Annotated in this window: 18 protein-coding genes; 7 read left to right on the top strand and 11 right to left on the bottom strand. The window is 65.5% G+C overall.

Annotated elements, in window-relative coordinates; genetic code table 11:
- The 3 genes from AC3WR5_RS26005 to AC3WR5_RS26015 all read right to left on the bottom strand — a co-directional run.
- Positions 1–2,345, bottom strand: a 2,345-nt coding sequence (locus AC3WR5_RS26005) for an RHS repeat protein (RefSeq protein WP_492488233.1), incomplete at its 3' end; no start/stop codon positions are given.
- 105 nt (positions 2,346–2,450) lie between these two features.
- On the bottom strand, positions 2,451–2,747 hold the full coding sequence (locus AC3WR5_RS26010) for a hypothetical protein (RefSeq protein WP_492488235.1): 297 nt from the start codon (positions 2,745–2,747) through the stop codon (positions 2,451–2,453).
- Entirely contained in the window at positions 2,744–2,872 is a 129-nt protein-coding gene (locus AC3WR5_RS26015; RefSeq protein ID WP_231011867.1) for a helix-turn-helix domain-containing protein, read from the bottom strand. The genes AC3WR5_RS26010 and AC3WR5_RS26015 overlap by 4 nt, the downstream gene beginning before the upstream one ends.
- 273 nt (positions 2,873–3,145) lie before the next feature.
- On the opposite strand from AC3WR5_RS26015, the gene AC3WR5_RS26020 reads away from it, so the two are divergent.
- The gene (locus tag AC3WR5_RS26020; RefSeq protein ID WP_492488236.1) at positions 3,146–3,838 is read left to right on the top strand and encodes an XRE family transcriptional regulator; all 693 of its coding nucleotides are present in this window, start codon (positions 3,146–3,148) and stop codon (positions 3,836–3,838) included.
- A gap of 17 nt (positions 3,839–3,855) precedes the next feature.
- On the opposite strand, the gene AC3WR5_RS26025 is transcribed toward AC3WR5_RS26020, so the two are convergent.
- From AC3WR5_RS26025 to AC3WR5_RS26055, 7 genes are all read right to left on the bottom strand, one after another.
- Entirely contained in the window at positions 3,856–4,614 is a 759-nt protein-coding gene (locus AC3WR5_RS26025) for a flagellar brake protein (protein WP_141285063.1), read from the bottom strand.
- Positions 4,615–4,664: 50 nt separating this feature from the next.
- On the bottom strand, positions 4,665–4,964 hold the full coding sequence (locus AC3WR5_RS26030; RefSeq protein WP_141285061.1) for a flagellar protein FliT: 300 nt from the start codon (positions 4,962–4,964) through the stop codon (positions 4,665–4,667).
- Between the two features lie 51 nt (positions 4,965–5,015).
- Positions 5,016–5,450, bottom strand: a complete 435-nt coding sequence (fliS, locus tag AC3WR5_RS26035) for a flagellar export chaperone FliS (RefSeq protein WP_141285059.1) — start codon at positions 5,448–5,450, stop codon at positions 5,016–5,018.
- 223 nt (positions 5,451–5,673) lie between these two features.
- Positions 5,674–7,125 (bottom strand): flagellar filament capping protein FliD, encoded by a 1,452-nt coding sequence (fliD, locus tag AC3WR5_RS26040; RefSeq protein ID WP_492488239.1) that lies wholly within the window; start codon positions 7,123–7,125, stop codon positions 5,674–5,676.
- A 139-nt stretch (positions 7,126–7,264) separates the two neighbouring features.
- The gene (locus AC3WR5_RS26045; protein ID WP_141285055.1) at positions 7,265–8,110 is read right to left on the bottom strand and encodes a flagellin domain-containing protein; all 846 of its coding nucleotides are present in this window, start codon (positions 8,108–8,110) and stop codon (positions 7,265–7,267) included.
- 383 nt (positions 8,111–8,493) lie between these two features.
- Complete coding sequence (locus AC3WR5_RS26050; RefSeq protein WP_141285053.1) at positions 8,494–9,339, bottom strand: flagellin domain-containing protein; 846 nt, start codon at positions 9,337–9,339, stop codon at positions 8,494–8,496.
- Between the two features lie 317 nt (positions 9,340–9,656).
- A complete protein-coding gene (locus AC3WR5_RS26055) occupies positions 9,657–10,502 on the bottom strand; it encodes a flagellin domain-containing protein (RefSeq protein ID WP_141285051.1) in 846 nt (281 codons plus the stop codon).
- Positions 10,503–10,764: 262 nt separating this feature from the next.
- Between AC3WR5_RS26055 and AC3WR5_RS26060 the strand changes: the two genes are divergently transcribed.
- The 6 genes from AC3WR5_RS26060 to AC3WR5_RS26085 all read left to right on the top strand — a co-directional run bounded on the left by AC3WR5_RS26060 (position 10,765) and on the right by AC3WR5_RS26085 (position 18,565).
- Entirely contained in the window at positions 10,765–11,868 is a 1,104-nt protein-coding gene (locus AC3WR5_RS26060) for a glycosyltransferase (protein WP_492488242.1), read from the top strand.
- 39 nt (positions 11,869–11,907) lie between these two features.
- Positions 11,908–12,747 carry a PPK2 family polyphosphate kinase gene (locus tag AC3WR5_RS26065; protein WP_492488244.1) on the top strand — a complete coding sequence of 280 codons (840 nt, stop codon included), beginning with the start codon at positions 11,908–11,910 and terminating at the stop codon, positions 12,745–12,747.
- 71 nt (positions 12,748–12,818) lie between these two features.
- Positions 12,819–14,735: an O-linked N-acetylglucosamine transferase, SPINDLY family protein gene (locus tag AC3WR5_RS26070; RefSeq protein ID WP_492488245.1), complete on the top strand. Its 1,917-nt coding sequence runs from the start codon at positions 12,819–12,821 to the stop codon at positions 14,733–14,735.
- A 110-nt stretch (positions 14,736–14,845) separates the two neighbouring features.
- On the top strand, positions 14,846–16,360 hold the full coding sequence (locus AC3WR5_RS26075) for a class I SAM-dependent methyltransferase (protein WP_492488247.1): 1,515 nt from the start codon (positions 14,846–14,848) through the stop codon (positions 16,358–16,360).
- A complete protein-coding gene (locus tag AC3WR5_RS26080) occupies positions 16,360–17,733 on the top strand; it encodes a glycosyltransferase family protein (RefSeq protein WP_492488249.1) in 1,374 nt (457 codons plus the stop codon). Before AC3WR5_RS26075 ends, AC3WR5_RS26080 begins: the two co-directional genes overlap by 1 nt.
- Positions 17,734–17,749: 16 nt before the next feature.
- Positions 17,750–18,565, top strand: coding sequence for a hypothetical protein (locus AC3WR5_RS26085; protein ID WP_492488251.1), 816 nt, complete (start codon positions 17,750–17,752; stop codon positions 18,563–18,565).
- 8 nt (positions 18,566–18,573) lie between these two features.
- On the opposite strand, the gene AC3WR5_RS26090 is transcribed toward AC3WR5_RS26085, so the two are convergent.
- A complete protein-coding gene (locus AC3WR5_RS26090; protein WP_492488253.1) occupies positions 18,574–19,077 on the bottom strand; it encodes a hypothetical protein in 504 nt (167 codons plus the stop codon).
- Between the last annotated feature and the right edge of the window lie 23 nt (positions 19,078–19,100).

A 19,100-nucleotide genomic window follows, 5' to 3' on the forward strand; every position in this document is an offset into this window, starting at 1 on the left:
AAGCGTTCCTTGCCGGTGCCGGTGTCCTTGCGGTGGGAGATCACCGGGCGCCACAGCGCGTCGAAGTAGTTTTCTTCGAGCAGGTTGCCCGTCGTCAGCGTTTGCTTCCAGGTTCCTGCGGCCAAGCCGTAGGGCGGGGCACCCGTGATGGGCGCGAAGGTGACATCGGTGGCGTTGTAGGCCACGGCATCGCCAGTCGGGTAGGTGATGGTCTTGAGCCGGCCCAGCGCGTCATAGGCATAGCCGGTGGTGGCGCCCGCCTCGTCTGTCAGCGAAGTGATGCGGCCGTAGTCGTTGACGACGGCGGTTTTGGTGTGGCCGGTGGGGTAAGCAATGGTCTGCGGAATGCCGCGCTTCCAGCTGCTCAGGGCTATCTTGTGCGGATCGCCCGCACCATCGGTGATGGTGGCCAGCGTGCCGTCGGTGTTGTAGGTGCGAATGTGCTGGAAGGAGCCAAATTTATAGTCGCTGGTCAGCCGGCCCAGCGTGTCGTAGTCATAACCCACGAAGGCGACGCCCGAAGCAGCCTCCTTGACACGGTTGGGCAATCCGATCACCCATTTGTCGAGAATGTCGGTGTAGCTCAGCAACTCAGTGCGTGTGTAAGCGGTATTCAGGCTGCTCGCCTTGGTCACGCTTGCCGGGCGCGCAAAGCTGTCGAAGCTGTTGGCGTACCACTGGAAGGTGGCGCCTTGCTGGGTGATGGTTTTTGAGCGTTGGGGGGTGAGTTGTTCCGTACTGAAATGATCGCCTTCTGCGTCGCTGCTGCCCACAAGAGAAGGAAATGGCTGGCCACCGCCATCGGCCGATGCCGCGTAGGTATAAACCGTCGTGCGGAGCGTGCCATTGGCATTGCCCTCTTCCACCTTCTGCAACTGCCCGTCATTGGCCATCCAGACGGTACCGAAGGTGTGTTTGACCACCTTGCCTTCGCTGTCGGTGACCGTGACAACTTTGGTGTCACCACAGCCTGTGGTGCAGTCTGACCAAGTACCAACCGCTGTCGGATAGCTGTGCGTCCAAGTCATGCTGGGCAGACCTGGCCCGGATAGGGTTTTGGCCTTCAGCGCAAGGTTGGCAAAGATGCGCGGATATACCGCATAAGTCGCTGTTGGAGAGCCGCCTCGGGATAGGCAGATCTTCGGAACATGAGAACGACCATGCTGAGCAGCTGCGATTTGGAACTTGCCAACTGCGCCCGATGGATGGGTCATGGTCACGGTACCGCCACCAGAGGGCGCAACGACGGACTCACAGTTGGGAGTGCCAACATATGAAACGCCTTGCAAGTTTCCGGCAAAATCAAGCGCCCAAGCTGAATTATCAGGCAGCGTGACGGATGTCAAACGTCCATTGACATACCCATACTTCCATGTGCGAGCGCCATCTGTGACTTGGCTAACGGCGAGCGAATTTGAATAACTAAAATCGAGATGCCGACCATCACTTGACACGATGGACAATAACTTTCTTGTATCGGCCGGATCCCAGTTGTACGTTACCGTGTTGCCAAAACGATCCGTGACCACGCTTGGAACCATCCAGTATTCCGCCAACACCACCGATGGCGAGTTGGCACCCGTGGGGGTGGCATTCTTGCGTTGACGCGCCGCAAATGAAGGGTCGCCAGGCGTGATGGCGTACGGACCCGCATACCATTTTTGCATGCGGTCAAACCGATACTTTGTACCGTCCGGCGCAACCACCAAAAACCCTTCCCCCTGCGCAAGTGTAATACAGCCAACCTGATATCCATCATGCGTAACGAGGGGATAGGCGCCGGCATTTCCTCCGGGAGCCGAAGAATTGACAGCGGAACGCTTGACAATTTCCTGATCACCCTTTCCTGGAAGATAGAAAAAAGTACCGTGCCAGAATGACGTGCTCTCTGCTGAATAATCTCCGCTATTATCAGAACCTGCGTGCGGGGCACCAAATTTAGTGCAACGTTGATTGGTTCCATCAGGCGCACCCGGCTCTGCAGGCGTTACCCACCCTCCATTGTGAGCGGCAAATGTCCCGTGAACATGCGGAATCTCCAACTGCCAATCATAGAATGCGCCAGTGGGATTATCGGCGGCAGTCCCCAGGCGCTCACCGAGCGTCCGCCGCCGCCCTGCAGCTACAGGTAGCGCGCTGTTTCCAGGCAATGAAACGTCCTGCTGAACAAACTCCAGGCTGCCGTTGTAGATGTTAACCTTGTCACCAAACAGGTCTGAGCCATACGCCGTGATGGTTCTGGCCGAACCAACGCGTTTGTATTCTTCGTCATACTCATCCGCATGCACCCCGTGCAGCAGCAATGCGCCTGCCAATGCCATCAGGCATTTGATCTTTCTGGACATTCCACCCTCCGTGTTTTTTGCGCGTTGGAGATTAGGTGAGGAAGGGGTGGGTCGCCCATCCCCAAAATGGGGTATCTGGTGAGGCATTTGACGAAGCAGTTTTCATCACGGGTCTTCCGGACCGCCGGACGGCTGTGGCCAATGCAGGCCCACGCTGGCGGCGTTTTCGTTGCTCATGCTGATGAGCCGCGCCACGACCAGCGCGAGGTCATCGGCATCGGTGGTGCCCACGATGAGCTGGGCGGCCGCCATCACATTCGGCAGCGAGCTTTCCGGGCCCACAGCCTGGCGCAGCGCGCTGCGGGCATGAGGGCCCAGGCGCTCATAGGCATGGCAGATGGACAGGTACAGCCGGCGGGGCCGCATGTCGCCGGCGGTCCAGGGGGTGGGCGCCGCGGTCATTTGAGCCCCAGCGCCTTGGCAATGCGATGGCCATCTCCGAAAGTGGCACGGTTCACGCCACGGAGCACCTGGCTCACGGCCTGATAGCGAAAGTCGTTGAGTTCTGCCCACTGCTTCAGTGTCATGCCCTCCTGCTTCAACCGGGTCTTGACCTCTTCCGGCGTCAGAAGCGGAGGACATTGCTCTTTTCGAGACCTCATTGATCAATTCCCCTGAGTTTGATGCTCGTTTTGGATCAATGATAAAGCTCCATAAAGGACATCCACAAGAGCATCCTGTCCTCTGGCATGGGGATGAAAAGCGCAAGGGCACAGGTTCGTCACGGCGAAGCTCACCCGGGCACAGGGGTGAACTGGGGGAGAATTCGTAGCGAATCGCTATCAATTCCGCCACCCCTCATGCCTTCCAAGTCTTTCGTGCCCAGCGCGGATGCCGCGTCTTCCCGTCAGGCGCCGGCACTTGACGTCGCTGCGGTCACGGCGCGGCTGCGCTCGGCGATGGCCGAGGCGGGCGTGGATCAGGCGCGGTTCGCCAGCCGGGCCGGTGTTCCGTTCAGCACGGTGCGGGCATATCTCTCAGGCAGGCGCCTGCCCAGCGCCGAGTTCCTGGCCGGGCTGCACGCGGCGTATGGCATCAATCCCGTCTGGCTGTTGACGGGTGAATCGCCGATGCAGCGCGCGGACCAAGCCCCGGCCATCGGCTGGCACAGGGTGGATGGCGTGAACGAGCCGACGGCCCGCTACGGGCCAGGCCATGCGCTGCGGCTGCCAGAGGACTGGCTGGCGGCACGGGAGCTGAAGCCGGAGGCCCTTTGCGTGGTCAGGGTGGATGGCAATGCCATGGAGCCGGCCCTGCGAAGCGGCGACCTGGTGGTGATCCATCTGAAGGACACCGTGCCGCGCAGCGGCTTCATGTACGCGCTGGTGCAAGGCCCGGAAACGCTGGTGAGGTTGTGCCAGCGGCTGCCGGACGGCTTGATCCGGGTGAGCAGCGCCAACCCGGCGTATCCCGCCTTCGACCTGGACCTGGAGGCCACGCCCGCCGTGACGGTGCTCGGGCGCGTGGTGGCGTCGCTGCGCGACTGGTGCTGAGGCCGGGCCGAAGGGCCTCAGTCCAGCGACAGCATGCGTCGGCGCTTCTGGGTGTTGTCGATATACCGCTGAAGCGCGCGGGTCGCGTTGGCGTCCAGCCGGGTCAGTTCGCAGCCCAGGCGCACGCCCTTGGCTTGCGGCTGGATGGAGGTGACGTGGTGGACCATCAGGCTGGTCTGGAATTCGGTGTCGCCGTCCAGCGAGAGCCGGGTGCCGTGGATGACCACGCCAGGCTCGACCGGGGGCACGTTTTCCGGCAGGAACAGCGCGCAACCGCCAGCACTGACGTCCAGCACACGCAGCTCGAGCCGCATGTCGGGGATCTGCGGGTGGCGAAAGCTCGCCGTCGGCGAGGTGCGTTCCAGCGTGCGCACGCGGTAGGCTGAGCGGCGCTGGAAGCGGAAGAGTTCGCGCGGCATGCTGGTCTGCAGCACGCAGGCGTTCTTGCCATGCACCAGCAACCGGTCGGTCACGTCGAACTGCAGCTTGATCTGGTCCAGATAGCCGACGGCCGAGGCCTCTTCGGCCTCGACCAGGCGCTGCGCGGCGGGCGACATCAGGTCCACGCTGAAGGCCAGCTTGCCCTGCGTCGCGTCGATGCTCCACAGCGTGGTCTGGTAGGCCGTGCCGTCGGACCCGCTGAGGTTGATCACCACGCTGCGGTCCATCAGCGCCTTGAGCAGTGCGCGGATCTCGTGCGGCTCGTCAATGCGGAACTCCTGCATCGATGAACCCGCATGCGGGTTGATCGGGGCCGGGCGGGTGTCGGAAAACATCGGTGAATCCAGTCCGGAGGCGATGAGCGCGTGGGGCTGAGGACAGCCGCTCAGTGCAGCGTCTTGCTGCGGCCGGTCATCATCTGGTCGAGGTCGTCCAGCCAGGGCTCGGCCAGATGGCGGATCTCGGCATCGTTCAGCAAGATGCGCTGCATGATGCGCGACTTGACCTTGCTTTCCTCGGCCTGCAGCGATTCGGAGTGGGCAGCGTTCTTCAACTGGGCAATCAGGACGGCGCAAGCGCCTTCGAGCTTGACGACTTCATCCCAGTTGCCAACGCGGGCGGCTTCGACCATGTCGGCGCTGGCGCGTTCGATCGCCTCGTAAAAGTTCAGCAAGTTGGTGCTCATTTCAGTGTTCCGGCATGTCGTGTCGGGTCTCGGCGTGTCAAAACGCACGGCTCAGTTCAGGCCTTGGTGGACCTGAGGGCCAATGGCCTTCCAGGCTTGGCGCAGGGGATCGACGAGCGAGGCGCACTCATCGAGGATCTTTTCGTCGTTGCGGATGTTGGCCAGCGTCAGGCGCATGGTCAGGTAGGCGTAGAGCGACTGCAGGTCCAGCGCCAGGCGGCCGCCATCCTTCAGGTTTAGGCCGGCCTTCAGCCCTTCTTCGACGATGCGGGCGGCACGGCTGATGGCCTTGCCCTTGGACTCGATCTCGCCAGAGCGCATGTAGCCGCGGGCCTGGCTGACGGATTCCATGAAGCCGTCGAACAACATCTCCACCAGTTTGTGCGGCGAAGCATCGACGATGCTGGTCTCGACACTCACGCGGCGGTAGGCGTGGGCCATGGCACCGGCTTGGCCGAGCGCGTAGGAGAAGCTGGGGGTGAACATTTTGTGAAGTCCGTTTGTTGTTCCGCTTGTGTTGTTTATCGGTGCCCCGTGCGGGCACTTGAGGCGGACCGATCTCCCGTATCACCCCGGGTTTCCGGACAGTTTCAAGACAGATCCAGGGGCTTTTCCCTCTGTGGAACGGCCCTGGAAAGCCCATGAAAAAAGGCGCCCGCAGGCGCCTTCGATGACATGAATCTAGGGAAAGTACCTATCTTTCCGGCGCTCAGGACGACGACGACAAGGCCGCCATCTGCTGGGTGACATAGGACGACAAGGCGTTGAGCGACGCCATCTGCGTGTCCAGCGCCTGGTACTGGGCCTCGTAGCGGGCCTGGACGCCGACCAAACGGGCCTCCATCGAGTCCTGCTGCGACTGGTTGCGTTTGATCGCGGCGTTCAGCGCATCCTGCCGGGTCTGCAGGCTGCCGTCCGAAGCGGTGGCGGCGTCGGCAAGGTCGCGGAAGCGATCCATGAAGCCGGAGCTATCGGCATCGGCGCCGTCGGTGGCCAGCGCCTTGCGCACCTCGGCCGGATTCTTCATCGCAGTTTCAAGCTTCGCGCTGTCCAGCTTCAGGGTGCCGTCCGCGGCCATGGAGATGCCGATGTCGGACAGGTGCGACAGCGAAGACGAGGCCTTGGTGCCGTCGTTGATGATGCCGCGCATCTGCCACTGGAAGCCGATGGCGGTGCGGTCACCCTGCAGCGGCGCGCCCTTCTTGGCCGTTTCGTCGTACTTGGTCTGGTCCTTGATGTAGCTGGCCAAGTCATTGAAGGCCTTGACGAAATCCTTGATGCCGGTGGTCACCGCGTCGGTGTTGTCGGTGATGGTGATCTCGGTGGTCGCGTCACCCGTCACTTTGCCCACGGTGAAGGTCACGCCTTCGGCCACGGTGCTGAAGGTGTTGGTGCTGGACTCGACCTGGATGCCGTTGACCGTGGCTTTGGCATTGCCGGCCGCCAGGTTGCGCGTCATCGTGTTGCTGGAAGCGGTGGCGTCATAAGCCAGTGCCGACAGACCGGTGCCGGCATCGCCATCGTCACTGGTTTCGCTTGCCGTGATGCGGAAGCCGTTCTCGGCGCCGGTGGCAGTGGAGCGCAGCGACAGGCGCGAGCCGTTGGCGTCAGTGACGATGCTGGCCGTGACGCCGGCACCCGCCGCGTTGATCTTGTCCCGAACGGACGTCAGGCTGGTGTCGTCCGGGCCGATGGTGATGTTCAGCGCGCTGCTGCCATCCTTGGCAGTGAAGCCACTCGCAGGACTGCCGCTGCCCCAGGTGCCCAGTTCGATCGTCAACGTGCCTTCGCTCAGCGTTGCGCTGGAAGACGAAAACGCGCCCGAGGTGAGCGTCTGGGACGAGGCCAGGGCCTGCACGGAGACGGAATAGCTGCCAGCGGCTGTGCCATCTTCGGCCGAGCCGGCAACGGCCGTGCTGTCGCTGGAAGTGAAACTCTTCTTCGACCACAGGCTGAGGTCGGCCAGCGCCTGGGCCTTGTCGCCCATGGTCGAGGCATAGCTCTGCATCTTGCCCATCGAGGACAGCGTGGTGCTGAGCGTCGTCTGCTCGGTGGCCAGCAGGTCAACCGGCCTGTGCTCGACCGCCATCAGCGACTTGATGATGGAAGTGACGTCCAGCCCGGAGCCAACGCCCATCGAGGAAAGAGTGCTGCTGGTCATGGTCGGCCCGTCCTTCTGTCCGGCGAGGAATCACCGGTTCTGTGACAACAATGTCGGCGCGAGCACCACGAACTTGAGGGGCTGCGCACCGGAAAGAAAGCCGGCGTCGCGCCGCGTTTGCGCGGCCCCCGGCCGGAGATCAGCCCAGCAGCTTCAGCACCGACTGCGGCAGCTGGTTGGCCTGGGCCACCATCGCCGTGCCGGCCTGCTGCAGGATCTGCGCGCGGCTCATGTTGGCGGTTTCCTGCGCGTAGTCGGCGTCCATGATCCGGCTGCGCGCGGCGGCCTGGTTCTCGACCGATTGCTGCAGGTTGGAGATGATCGCGTCGAAGCGGCTCTGGGTCGCACCGAAGGTCGCACGGGTGTTGTTGACCGTGTCGATGGCCGCGTCGATGTTGTTGATCACATCGGCAATCGCGCCTGACGTCGCCGCAGCATCGATCACCGCGCTGGTCGAGGTGACCGTGGTGATGTCGCTGGACGTCGCCATGTTGGTCGTCGCCACGTCGATCACGTCGTCGGTCGTCGTGTTGGCGCCGATCTGGAAGGTCAGCGTCGTCGCATCGGCGCCCAGGATGTGCTTGCCGTTGAAGGTCGTGCCACCCAGCACGCGGTTGATTTCCGACTGCAGCTGGGTGAATTCCTTGTTCAGCGAATCCTTGTCGGAACTCGAGTTCGTCGAGTTTCGTGCCTGGACAGCCAGTTCCCGCATGCGCTGCAACGCGTCGCCCACCTTGGACAAAGCGCCTTCCGCGGTCTGCGAGAGCGAGATGCCGTCATTCGCGTTGCGGATCGCAACGTTCATGCCGCGCACCTGCGAGTTCATGCGTTCTGCAATCGCCAGGCCTGCAGCGTCATCCTTGGCGGAATTGACACGCATGCCGGACGACAGTCGCTGCATCGACGTCTGCAACGACGACTGCGACATGTTCAGGTTTCGCTGCGCGTTGAGCGAAGCGATGTTCGTGTTAATGGTCTGCGGCATGTGAGCACTCCTCAAGAATCAACCACACCCGGCGAACGTGCCGGCTTGCATGAACCGCTGCGGGTTTGAAACCGCCGCGGGCCCTACAGCCCGGCACTCGATCACCGTCGAAAAGCGCCGCGTCGGATTGACACGGCACCGGACTCGTCAGTGCTTCCGGACCACGCCGCCCGAGCAAGGGCGATGCGTTAGGTGTGATTCTCAAAGCAGTGCCCGATCTGCAAAGCCGCGAAATGCAAGCCGAATCGGGTCTTCTTCCATCCTGGCTTTCGCCGGGATGCCGAACCCGGCCAAAAGCCGGGTGCGGATGGGGAGCCAATGTTCAGAAGGAGGCCAGCGAGGCCGGGGTCGCCCCCGTGTCGCCGGCTTCCTCAGCCCTTTGTTTACTGCAGCAGACGCAGGACCTGCTGCGGCAGCTGGTTGGCCTGGGCGACCATCGCGGTGCCGGCCTGCTGCAGGATCTGGGCGCGGCTCATGTTCGCGGTTTCCGTCGCGAAGTCAGCGTCCATGATGCGGCCGCGGGCTGCGCTTTGCGATTCCACGCCTTGCTGCAGGTTGGCGATCACCGCGTCGAAGCGGCTTTGCGTGGCACCGAAGGTGGCGCGCTGGTCGTTCACCGTGTTGATGGCGGTGTCGATGTTGTCGATCACCGTCGCCAGGGCACCCGAGGTGGCGCTTGCATCGATGGCAGCCGACGAGCCGGTGACAGCGATCATGTCCGTGTTCGTCACCATGTTGGTGGTGTTCACGGTGATGGTGTCGTCCGCGCTGGTGTTCGCGCCGATCTGGAAGGTCATGGCGGTCGCATCGGCGCCCAGCATGTGCTTGCCGTTGAAGGAGGTACCCCCCATCACACGGGTGATTTCTTCCTGCAGCTGGCCGAATTCCTTGTTCAGCGAATCCTTGTCGGAGCTGGTGTTGGTGGCGTTGCGTGCCTGCACTGCCAGTTCACGCATGCGTTGCAGCGAGTCGCCCACCTTGGCCAGTGCACCTTCAGCGGTCTGCGCCAGCGAAATGCCGTCGTTGGCATTGCGGATCGCGACGTTCATGCCGCGAACCTGCGAATTCATCCGTTCGGCGATCGACAGGCCAGCGGCGTCGTCCTTGGCCGAGTTGATGCGCATGCCCGAAGACAGGCGCTGCATCGAGGTGGACAGCGACGATTGCGAAGAAGCCAGGTTGCGTTGAGCGTTCAGCGAGGCAACGTTGGTATTGATGGTTTGAGCCATGATAGTTACTCCAGAATGGGTTCCAAAAGTCTTCCGGTTAAAGCACCGGCGGTTCGTCTTTCGCCTAAGCGCCGGGTGCTCCTCCGGTCGGGCAACTACTCATTTGCCTGACCCTTGGCCATCTCACCGGACCTACAGGACACCGTTGTTTGCGTCCTGTGAGTGGGATATCGGATGCGACTTTTGGAACCTTTAGGACTATCTGCGCCTGCACCCCGAAGCAGCGTCCTGGCAACGCCGGTTCGGGAATTCAGTGGGCTCAGGCCGGTTCGGAAAGAACCGGTTCAACCTGCGACCCTTGCTGGGCCGCCTTGGCGTCATCGAAGCAGCGACAGCACTTGCTGGGGCAGCTGGTTCGCCTGGGCGACCATCGCAGTGCCTGCCTGCTGCAGGATCTGGGCGCGGCTCATGTTGGCGGTTTCGGTCGCGAAGTCGGCGTCCATGATGCGGCCGCGGGCGGCGCTCTGCGCCTCCACGCCCTGCTGCAGCTGGGAGATCACGGCGTCGAAGCGGCTTTGCGTCGCACCGAAGGTCGCGCGCTGGTTGTTGACCGTGTCCAGGGCGGTGTCGATGTCGTCGATCACCGAGGCGATGGCGCCCGAGGTGGCCGAGGCGTCGATGCTCGCCGAGGAGCCGGTCACCGCCTGCATGTCGCTGTTGGTCACCATGTTGGTGGTGCTGACATTGATCACGTCGTCGTTGGTGGTGTTGGCACCGATCTGGAAGGTCATGGCGGTCGCATCGGCGCCCAGCATGTGCTTGCCGTTGAAGCTGGTGCCGCCCATCACGCGGTTGATTTCGCTCTGCAGCTGGCCAAACTCCTTGTTCAGCGAGTCCTTGTCGGAGCTGGTGTTGGTCGAGTTGCGGGCCTGGACCGCCAGTTCACGCATGCGCTGCAGCGAGTCGCCCACCTTGGCCAGCGCGCCTTCAGCGGTCTGCGCCATCGAGATGCCGTCGTTGGCATTGCGGATGGCCACGTTCATGCCCCTGACCTGCGCATTCATGCGTTCGGCGATCGACAGGCCGGCAGCGTCGTCCTTGGCTGAATTGATGCGCAAGCCGGAAGACAGGCGTTGCATCGAAGTGGACAACGACGATTGCGAGGCCGACAGGTTGCGCTGTGCGTTCAGCGAAGCAACGTTGGTGTTGATGGTGGAAGACATTGGGATAACTCCTGCACGGGGCTTGATAACAAGGACCGGAATGGCCCTGGGGTTGCGCCCCCGCTTCAGTTTGTTGGGGCCGTACCCTGGATTTCGGAACCTTGATCGCCGGACTTGAGGGTTTTTTTTCCCGCTTTTCCTTCGATCAACCGGACGCGCTTTGCGGCCTGGGTGGCAGCCGGTCGTCTTGCCGACCAAATGGCCGCCGCCCACCCTGCTTATCGACCGATTGAAGACACCCTGCAGTCCTAAAGTTTCCAAAATGACGGCCAAGCCCCCGCCTCCCCGCCCGCAAGACCCACCGCCCGGCGCCCAGCGCTTCCGGGTGGCGCTGGTGATGATCGTGCGCAACGAGTCGCAGCAGCTCGGCAGGGCGCTGGCCAGTGCCCTGCCCTGGGTGGACGAAGCGCTGGTGCTGGACACCGGCTCCACCGACAACACCGTGGCCCTCGCACGCGCCGCAGGCGCGCGCGTGGCCCATTTCCAGTGGACCCATGACTTTGCCGCGGCGCGCAATGCCGCGCTCGCCCTCGCCGGCGCGGACTGGCACCTGGTGCTGGACGCCGACGAATGGATTGCCGAGGGCGGCCCTGCGCTTGCTTCTCTGCGTGAGTTTGCACCCACTTTTGTTGGCGCCGTGCGGGTGGACAGTCGCCAGGGCGAAGGCCCGCAGGCCAGCACCGCGCCCAGTTGGCTCAGCCGCGTGCTGCCAGGCCATGTGCGCTACGCCGGCCGGGTCCATGAACAGCCGCAGCACCAACTGGATGTGCAGCGCCTGCCGGTGGCCGTGGGTCACAGCGGCTACGCGCCGGCCGCACTGGCCGCCAAGGCCGGCCGCAATGCCAGGCTGCTGCTGGCAGATTTGCGCGAACAGCCAGCCGATGCCTACCTCTGGTACCAGCTGGGCAAGGACCACGACGTGTACGAGCGTTACGCAGACGCCGTGGCCGCCTTCGACCGCGCCGAGGCACTGACCCTCAGCGCCGGCCGCGGCCGTCCGGCCTGGCTGCACGACCTGGTGATCCGCCGCCTGCACGCCTGGAAGCGCTGTGGCCGCCACGCCCAGGCCTTGCAATGGGCCGAGGAAGCGCTGGTGGCCTGGGCCGAATCACCCGACTTCTTCTTTGCCTTGGGCGACCTGCTGCTGGACTGGGCCGCCGACGAACCCCACCGCGCCGAACACCTGCTGCCGATCATCGAACAGGCCTGGCAGCGCTGCCTGCACCTGGGCGAGCGGCCGGAGCTGGAAGGCGCGGTGGCCGGCCGCGGCAGCGTGCTGGCGGCCAACAACCTGGCACTGCTGTACGACTTGATGGACCGCCCGGCCGAAGCCGCCTCCTGCCGCGCCCTGGCTGACGCAGGCTGAAGCCGGGGTCGACCAGCTTCCGCCTGTCATCATGGCGGCATGCCTGCCCGCCAAACCCCCCTGAAACAGCTGCTGGCCAACCACCAGTTCGCCAAGCCCAACCGCGAATTCAAGCTTGCGGCCATCGACACCGCCGCCAAGCCCTTCTCCGGCGGCGACAAGGCCGATGACAAGGCCGCGGTCGACGCGCTGGCGCTGGAGCTCGACACCCTGCAGAACCTCTTCTTCGCCGACCGCCGCTTCAAGCTGCTGGTCGTGCTGCAAGGACTGGACACCAGCGGCAAGGACGGCACGCTGCGCGGCGTGTTCGGCCGCATGAGCCCGCTGGGCGTGCGCACCGTGGGCTGGAAGGCGCCGACCGAACCGGAGCGCGCGCATGACTTCCTCTGGCGCATCCACCAGCAGTTGCCCGCAGCCGGCGAGATCACCGTCTTCAACCGCAGCCACTATGAAGACGTGCTGGTGCCGGTCGTCAATGGCCAGCTGAGCCTCAAGCAGACCTCGCAGCGCTACGCCCAGATCAACGACTTCGAGCGCCTGCTGAGCGAAACCGGCACCGTGATCGTCAAGTTCATGCTGCACATCTCCAACAAGGAGCAGCGCCAGCGCCTGCAGGACCGGCTGGACGACCCGACCAAGCGCTGGAAATTCCAGTCCGACGACCTCACCGTGCGCAAGCAGTGGGACGCCTACCAGCAGGCCTACCAGCGGGCCATTGCCGCCACCGCGACCCCCTGGGCACCGTGGACCATCGTGCCGGCAGACTCCAAGACCCACCGCAACCTGATGATTGCCACGGTGCTGAAGGACCAGTTGCAGCGGCTCAAGCTGCGCTACCCGCCGTCCGACCCGGCGCTGGACCGGCTGCGGGTCGAATAGCAGGGAACTGGCCGGCTGCGGGCCTGCTTATCCGCGCCTGCCGCCGCGCCAGCGCTGCCACAGTGGCAAGGATGAGCCGCCATGCCACCGCCCTCCCCAATGCCCTCGAACGCCATTGGCAAGCGGGGCTGCAAGCCTTGAAAAACCGCGCCTGGGACCGCGCCATCGCCGAGTTCGGCCACGGCGCGCGTCTTGCGCCCTCTGACCGGCTGATGTGGCTGAACCTGGCCCGCGCGCAACTGGCCGGCGGAGCGCTGGACGCTGCCATCGACGCCAGCCGCCAGGCGCAGGCGCTGATGCCCGAGGACCCGCTGGCCTGCCGCCTGCTCGCCGAGTGCCTGGTGCGCCAGCACCGCTTTGCCGAAGCCGCGCAGGTGTTCGATGCCTACCCGGCCCAGGCCGCGCGCGACTTCGAGTGGTACCAGGCCCAGGGCAATGCGCTGTTCCAGAGCCAGCGGCTGCAGGACGCCGTCAGCGCGTTTTTCCAGGCCCTGGCGCTGAAGATCGACGATGCGCTGACCCACTACCGCCTGGGCCTGTGCTTCAAGGACCTGGGCCTGACACGCGAGGCCGCCGAATGCTTCCGCACCGCCGTCTCGCTGGACAGCGACAGCACCCGCGCGCTCGCCCTGTCACTGCTGGTGCACGAAGGCCGGCAGACCTGCGACTGGCGCCTGGTCGACCAGGACACCGCCGAGCTGCTGCAGGCGATTGACCAGGCCGACGCCAAGACCGGCCAGCTGCTCTCGCCGTTTGCACTGCTGGCGGTGGACGCCACGCCGGCCCAGCAACGCCGCATTGGCGAGATCCGCGCCAAGGGCTTGTCGCGCGAGCTCAAGCCACTGCCCGCACCGGTCGGCCCGCGTCGGCCCGGGCGCATCCGCGTCGGCTACCTGTCTTCCGACTTCCACCAGCATGCCACCTCGGTGCTGATGGCCGAGCTGCTGGAGCGCCGCGACAGCAGCCGCTTCGAAGTCACGCTCTACTCGCACAGCATCAACGATGGCAGCGCCGTGATGCGCCGGGTGCGCGCGGCCTGCGAGCATTTCGTGGACGTGACGCACCTGACCCACACGGCCATCGCGCAGCGCATGCGCGACGACGCGATCGACATTGCCGTCGACCTCAAGGGCCACACCCGCGGCAGCCGCTTCGAGCTGCTGGCCCAGCGGCCGGCGCCGGTGCAGGTGGCCTACCTCGGCTACCCGGCCACGACCGGCGCCGACTACATCGACTACATGATTGGCGACCCGGTGGTGACGCCGCTCTCGCACGCCGCGAACTACAGCGAACACATCGCCCAGCTGCCCAACAGCTACCAGCCCAACGACCGCCAGCGCCCGCTGCCGCCAGCCCCCAGCCGCGCCAGCCTGGGCCTGCCGGAAGACGCGGTCGTGCTGTGCTGCTTCAACCAGGTCTACAAAATGTCGCCGCACATGCTGGACCTGTGGGCCGCGATCCTCGCGCAGGCCCCCCGGGCGGTGCTGTGGATGCTGGCCTGGAACCCGCACGGCCAGGCCAACCTGCAGCGCGAGCTGGAAGCCCGCGGCGTGCCGGCCGGCCGCATCTTCTGGGCGCCCAAGCTGCACCTGGGCGAACACATTGCCCGCTTGCGCCAGGCCGACCTGTTCCTCGACACCTGGCCCTGCAACGCCCACACCACCGCCAGCGAGGCCTTGTGGGCCGGCGTGCCGGTGCTGACGGTGCCGGGCCCGACCTACGCCTCGCGCGTGGCCGCCAGCCTGGTGCACGCCTGCGGCCTGCCCGACCTGGCCTGCGCCAGCGAGGCCGACTACGTGGGCCTGGCCGCCGCGCTGGCCAACGAGCCGCAGGTGCTGCAAGGCCTGAAAGCCCAGCTGGACGAACATCGCCTGGCCCTGCCGCTGTTCGACACCGACCGCTACGCCCGCGACTACGAAGCCCTGCTGCAGCGCATGTTCGACCGCCAGCAGGCAGGCTTGTCGCCCACGGCACTCGCCGCAGCCTGAAGACGATAAGGCGCCGCTTGGCCCGTCTCATCGCGCTTTAGTTCACGGCGAGCGCAGGCACCATCGCCTCAGCGCTGGCAGTTGCCGCCGGCGGCCGAGGAACCCTGCGTATGCAACTGCCCCCCGTACACCTGGCCATCATCCAGCCGGCCGGCTATGTCCATTCGCTGGGCTTCCTGGACCAGGCGCGCTATTTCCGCCACCAGTTCACGCGCATGGGCGCGGAGGTGACGATTGCCAAGAACCGGTTGCGCGAGGACGCGGTGAACCTGGTCTTCGGCGCCCACCTGGGCTTTCCCGCCGACTGGCAGCGCCGCCACGCCTGCGTGTTCGTCAACCTGGAACAGCTGGGTGACGGTGGCGCACGCGTCAGCAACGATTACCTGAATCTCTTGCGCGGCGCCGCGGTGGTGGACTACGACGCCGCCAACGTCGCCAGCTACTGCAGCGAGCCGCAGGACGTGCCCATCGTGCCCTTCGGCCACGCGCCCTACCTGGCCGACGGCACCGCACTGCCGCTGCAAGAGCGCCCCATCGACCTGCTGTTCTTCGGCAGCATGAACCCGCGCCGCCAGGCCTTCATCCAGCGGGTGGAAGCCTGCGGCTGGAACGTCGCCAACTTCGACCACCCGCTGTACGGCCCCGAGCGCGACCATTTCGTGCGCCAGGCCAAGGCGGTGCTGAACTGCCATTTCTACGAAAGCAGCCGCTTCGAGCAGGCGCGTGCCTTCCATGCGATGTCGCTGGGCACGCCCGTCATCTCCGAACGCGGCCCGCAGACCCGGCCGAGTGCCGCCTTCGACGAGTCGGTCTTCTGGCTGCGTGAGGGCGAACTCGAAAACTTCTTCCAGCACCAGTTCGCCAGGCCCGTCTTCTTCGCGCAGGCTGAAGCCAGGCTGGCCGCCTTCGCGCGCCACGACACCATCGACGCCTATGCCGACCTGCTGGCCTTTGCCGCCGGCTTCTTCCAGGCCTGGGGCAAGACCCGCGCGGCCGAACCATGGAAGCCCACGCGCGTGAACCTCGGCTCGGGCAAGGACTACAAGCCCGGCTGGCTGAACATCGACATCCTGGCCCGCGCCCAGCCCGACCTGGTGCTGGACCTGGGCCAGGCGCAGAGCTTCCCGCTGACGCTGCAAGGCGAGCGCGGCACCGAGATCCTGCTGGCCCCCGACAGCCTGGACCTGCTCTACGCCAACAACGTGCTGGAGCATGTGCCCGACCTGCCGATGCTGATGGGCAACGCGCTGACGCTGCTCAAGGAAGGCGGCGAATTCCAGATCGAGGTGCCTTACGAAAAGGCGCTCACCGCCTGGCAGGACCCCACGCACCTGCGCGCATTGAACGAGAACTCCTGGCTCTACTACACCGACTGGTTCTGGTACCTGGGCTGGTTCGAGCACCGCTTCGAGGTCGCCCAGTCGCAGTGGCTGGACATGCAGACCAAGCCTTGCAACAAGGAACAGGCGGCGTTCATGAAGATGACGCTGCGCAAGATCGCCACCACGCCGCGCGAGCGCACCGTGGCCCGCGCGATGCAGGCCGATTTCGGCGGCATTGCCGATGACAGCTGGGTGTTCACCGAAGCTGCCGCCCACCCGATTCCGACCGAGGAGGTGCTGTGATGCAGCCCCATGCAGAAGTGATGGCCGTGCTGGCCTTCGAACACCCGAACAATGCCGTGACCAGCGTGGCCGAGCGCATGGCGGCCGGACTGGTCTGCCAGGGCCTGAACGCACGTGTCTTCACGCTGCCGGGCGACGCGCAGGCGCTGGCCGCCGTGCCGCCGCAGCAGATGCTGGGTGTGCTGTCGCTGGGCCCGATGCCGCTGGCCACAGAGATCGACGGCCGCCCGCTGTGGGAACACTTCGGCCGCTCGCCCGTCTCGGTCTACCTGCTGGACGCGCTGCTCTACGACCTGGCCCGCGTGCCGGTGATGAAGGAATTCCTGGCCGACGCCGCCAGCCAGCCCCGCCTCTCGCTGATCTCGCCCGAAGCCGGCTACCGCGACTGGCTGGGCGGCACGCTGCCGGTGGCCTGGCGCTACCTGCCGTTTGCCGCCTTCCCGCAGCTGGCCCTGCCCGGCACTGCAGACGCCACGCCGGCCGAGCCGCAAGGCCGCTTCTGCGTGGTCGGCACGATTGGCGGCGAGCTCGGCAACGCACCGGCCGGCGAAACCCTGCCCGCCTTGCTGCAGCGACTGCTCGGCCGCCGGGTGGACAGCCGCCGCCTGCAGCAAACCGCCGATGCGCTGAACGCACCAGATGCGCACCCGATGCCCGCCCGCACGCTGGCCGCCAGCCTGGGCTGGACGCCGGCCGAGGTGATGACCGGCAACGAGCAGCTGGCCGCGACGATCGCGGTGGACTCCTGGTTCAAGCGCGAGCGCCGCCTGGCCGCAGTGCGCAGCATGACCGGCCTGCAGGTGGACTTCTTCGGCAGCGGCTGGGACCAGCTGCTGGGCGAGGTGCCCGGCTTCCGTCACGTCGGCCAGATCCGCCATGGCGACATTGCCAAGCTGGTGCCGCACTACCTCGGCCTGGTGAACTTCGACCCGAACTGGCAGCACGGCCTGCACGACCGGGTCTACACCACCACCGCGATGGGCTGCCGCATCATCACCAACGACAACAGCGCGCTGGCCGAAGCCGCGCTGCCGGCCGAACAGGTGCTCTGCTACGACGCCAACCGCCCGGCCATCGCAGAAAGCGTGGCCGCCGCCGGCTGGCTGGACAGCCTGCCGCCACCCGCCCGGCCGAACAGCGAACTGCTGGCCCGCCACCAATGGGGTACCCGAATGGCCCAGTGGCTGACCGACGCGCCAATCGACGTGCCCGCGCTGCCCGCACCGGCCATGGCCGATCCGGCCCCGGCCGCCGTCCAGCCGATGCCCGGCCCGGCCTTTGCCGCCAGCGTGAACGCCAGCCTCGGCGCCCAGACCCACTTCTCGCCAGCCCTGCACCCACTCATGCACACGCTGGCCGGCACCCGCCGCTGAGCCGAGGCGAACCCGCATGCCAGCCAACGACCTGCGCGTGGTGCAACTGGGCTCGATGGCCCGGTCCGGCGAAACCCTGTTCCTGCGCACCTTCTCGGTCCACCCGCAAGTGCAGGTGGTGCACGACCTGCGCGTGGGCAACACCGCGGCCGAAACCGCACTGTTCAAGCTGCTGCGCATCTGGCCGGCCAACCGCGTGCCGCGCGTGGAGGTCGAGCGCCTTCTCGGCCCGGCGCTGAAAGCCAGCGCCACCCACCTGCTGCTCAAGCAAGGCGTCTTCCATCCACGCCATGCCTGGCGCGGCGTGAGCCTGGTGCGCAACCCGTACGCGATGTTCGTGTCCCTGTGGACCTACGACGCCGGCAAGCATGCGAACGACCAGCAGCACCTGCGCAACTGGCGCACATTGCGCCTGCCGCGGCTGCTCGCCTGGTGCGACGCGATGGACCCGGTGCTCTCGCGCCAGCTCGCCGCGATGAGCGACCCACTTGAGCAGTTCCTGCTGTTCTATGCCATGCGCGCCCAGCAGCTGAAGGCCAGCGGCCGGCCGCTGCTGCACTACGAAGACCTTGTCAACCAGACCTTGCCGACGCTGCGCAGCGCCTGTCAGGGCCTGGGTTTGACCCCGCACGACGACCTGCTGCGCGCCCACCAGTTCTATGCCAGGGGCGAGGCCGGCCACGGCGGCATGGACCTGGGCTCGCCGATCCGGCCCGGTTCCGACTGGCAACCGTATCCTGGCCTGCCGACTGCCCCGTTCGACGCACTGGTGCGGCAACTGGGCCTGCAGCGCTACATCGGCCTGTACGAGGCTGCGGCACAAGCAGCCTGAGCGGCGTGCTACTCGACCTTGTGGTCTTCTTCCTTGGCAGCGGCCATCGCCTCCGGTTCCAGCTCTTCGGCCGACCGGTTGAAGCGGATGAACACGCCCCAGGCAGCCAGCAAGACGCCAACCGAGACGATGAGCGCCGCCGCGTGCGGCAGCAGCGCCAGGTCTTCATGGATGGCTTTGAAACTCGCCACCAGGCCTTCGATGCCCAGCGCGACCACGACCACCACGAAGAAACGCGAAAGATAACGCCGCACGCGCGTCGGTGCGCTGATGTCCGCGTCGCGGATCACCTCTTCCTCGGCAATGGTCTCGGCGATCTGCAGCGCCACCACCGCCGCGGCCAGCAGGCCGACGGCCTCGATGATGGCCTGCGCGGCAGTGCCATCGAGTCCGCCCATGAAGGCCTGCCAGCCCATGCGGGCGGCTATGACCATCAGCATGAGCGCGGCAAAAGCGAAGAATGCGGCCATCAGGCCATGAACAATGCTGAAAAGACGCTGTACGAGCTTCATCTGGCCTGCCTGGAAGTGCTGGC

The sequence above is a fragment of the Ideonella sp. FW305-24 genome (genome assembly GCF_058788035.1).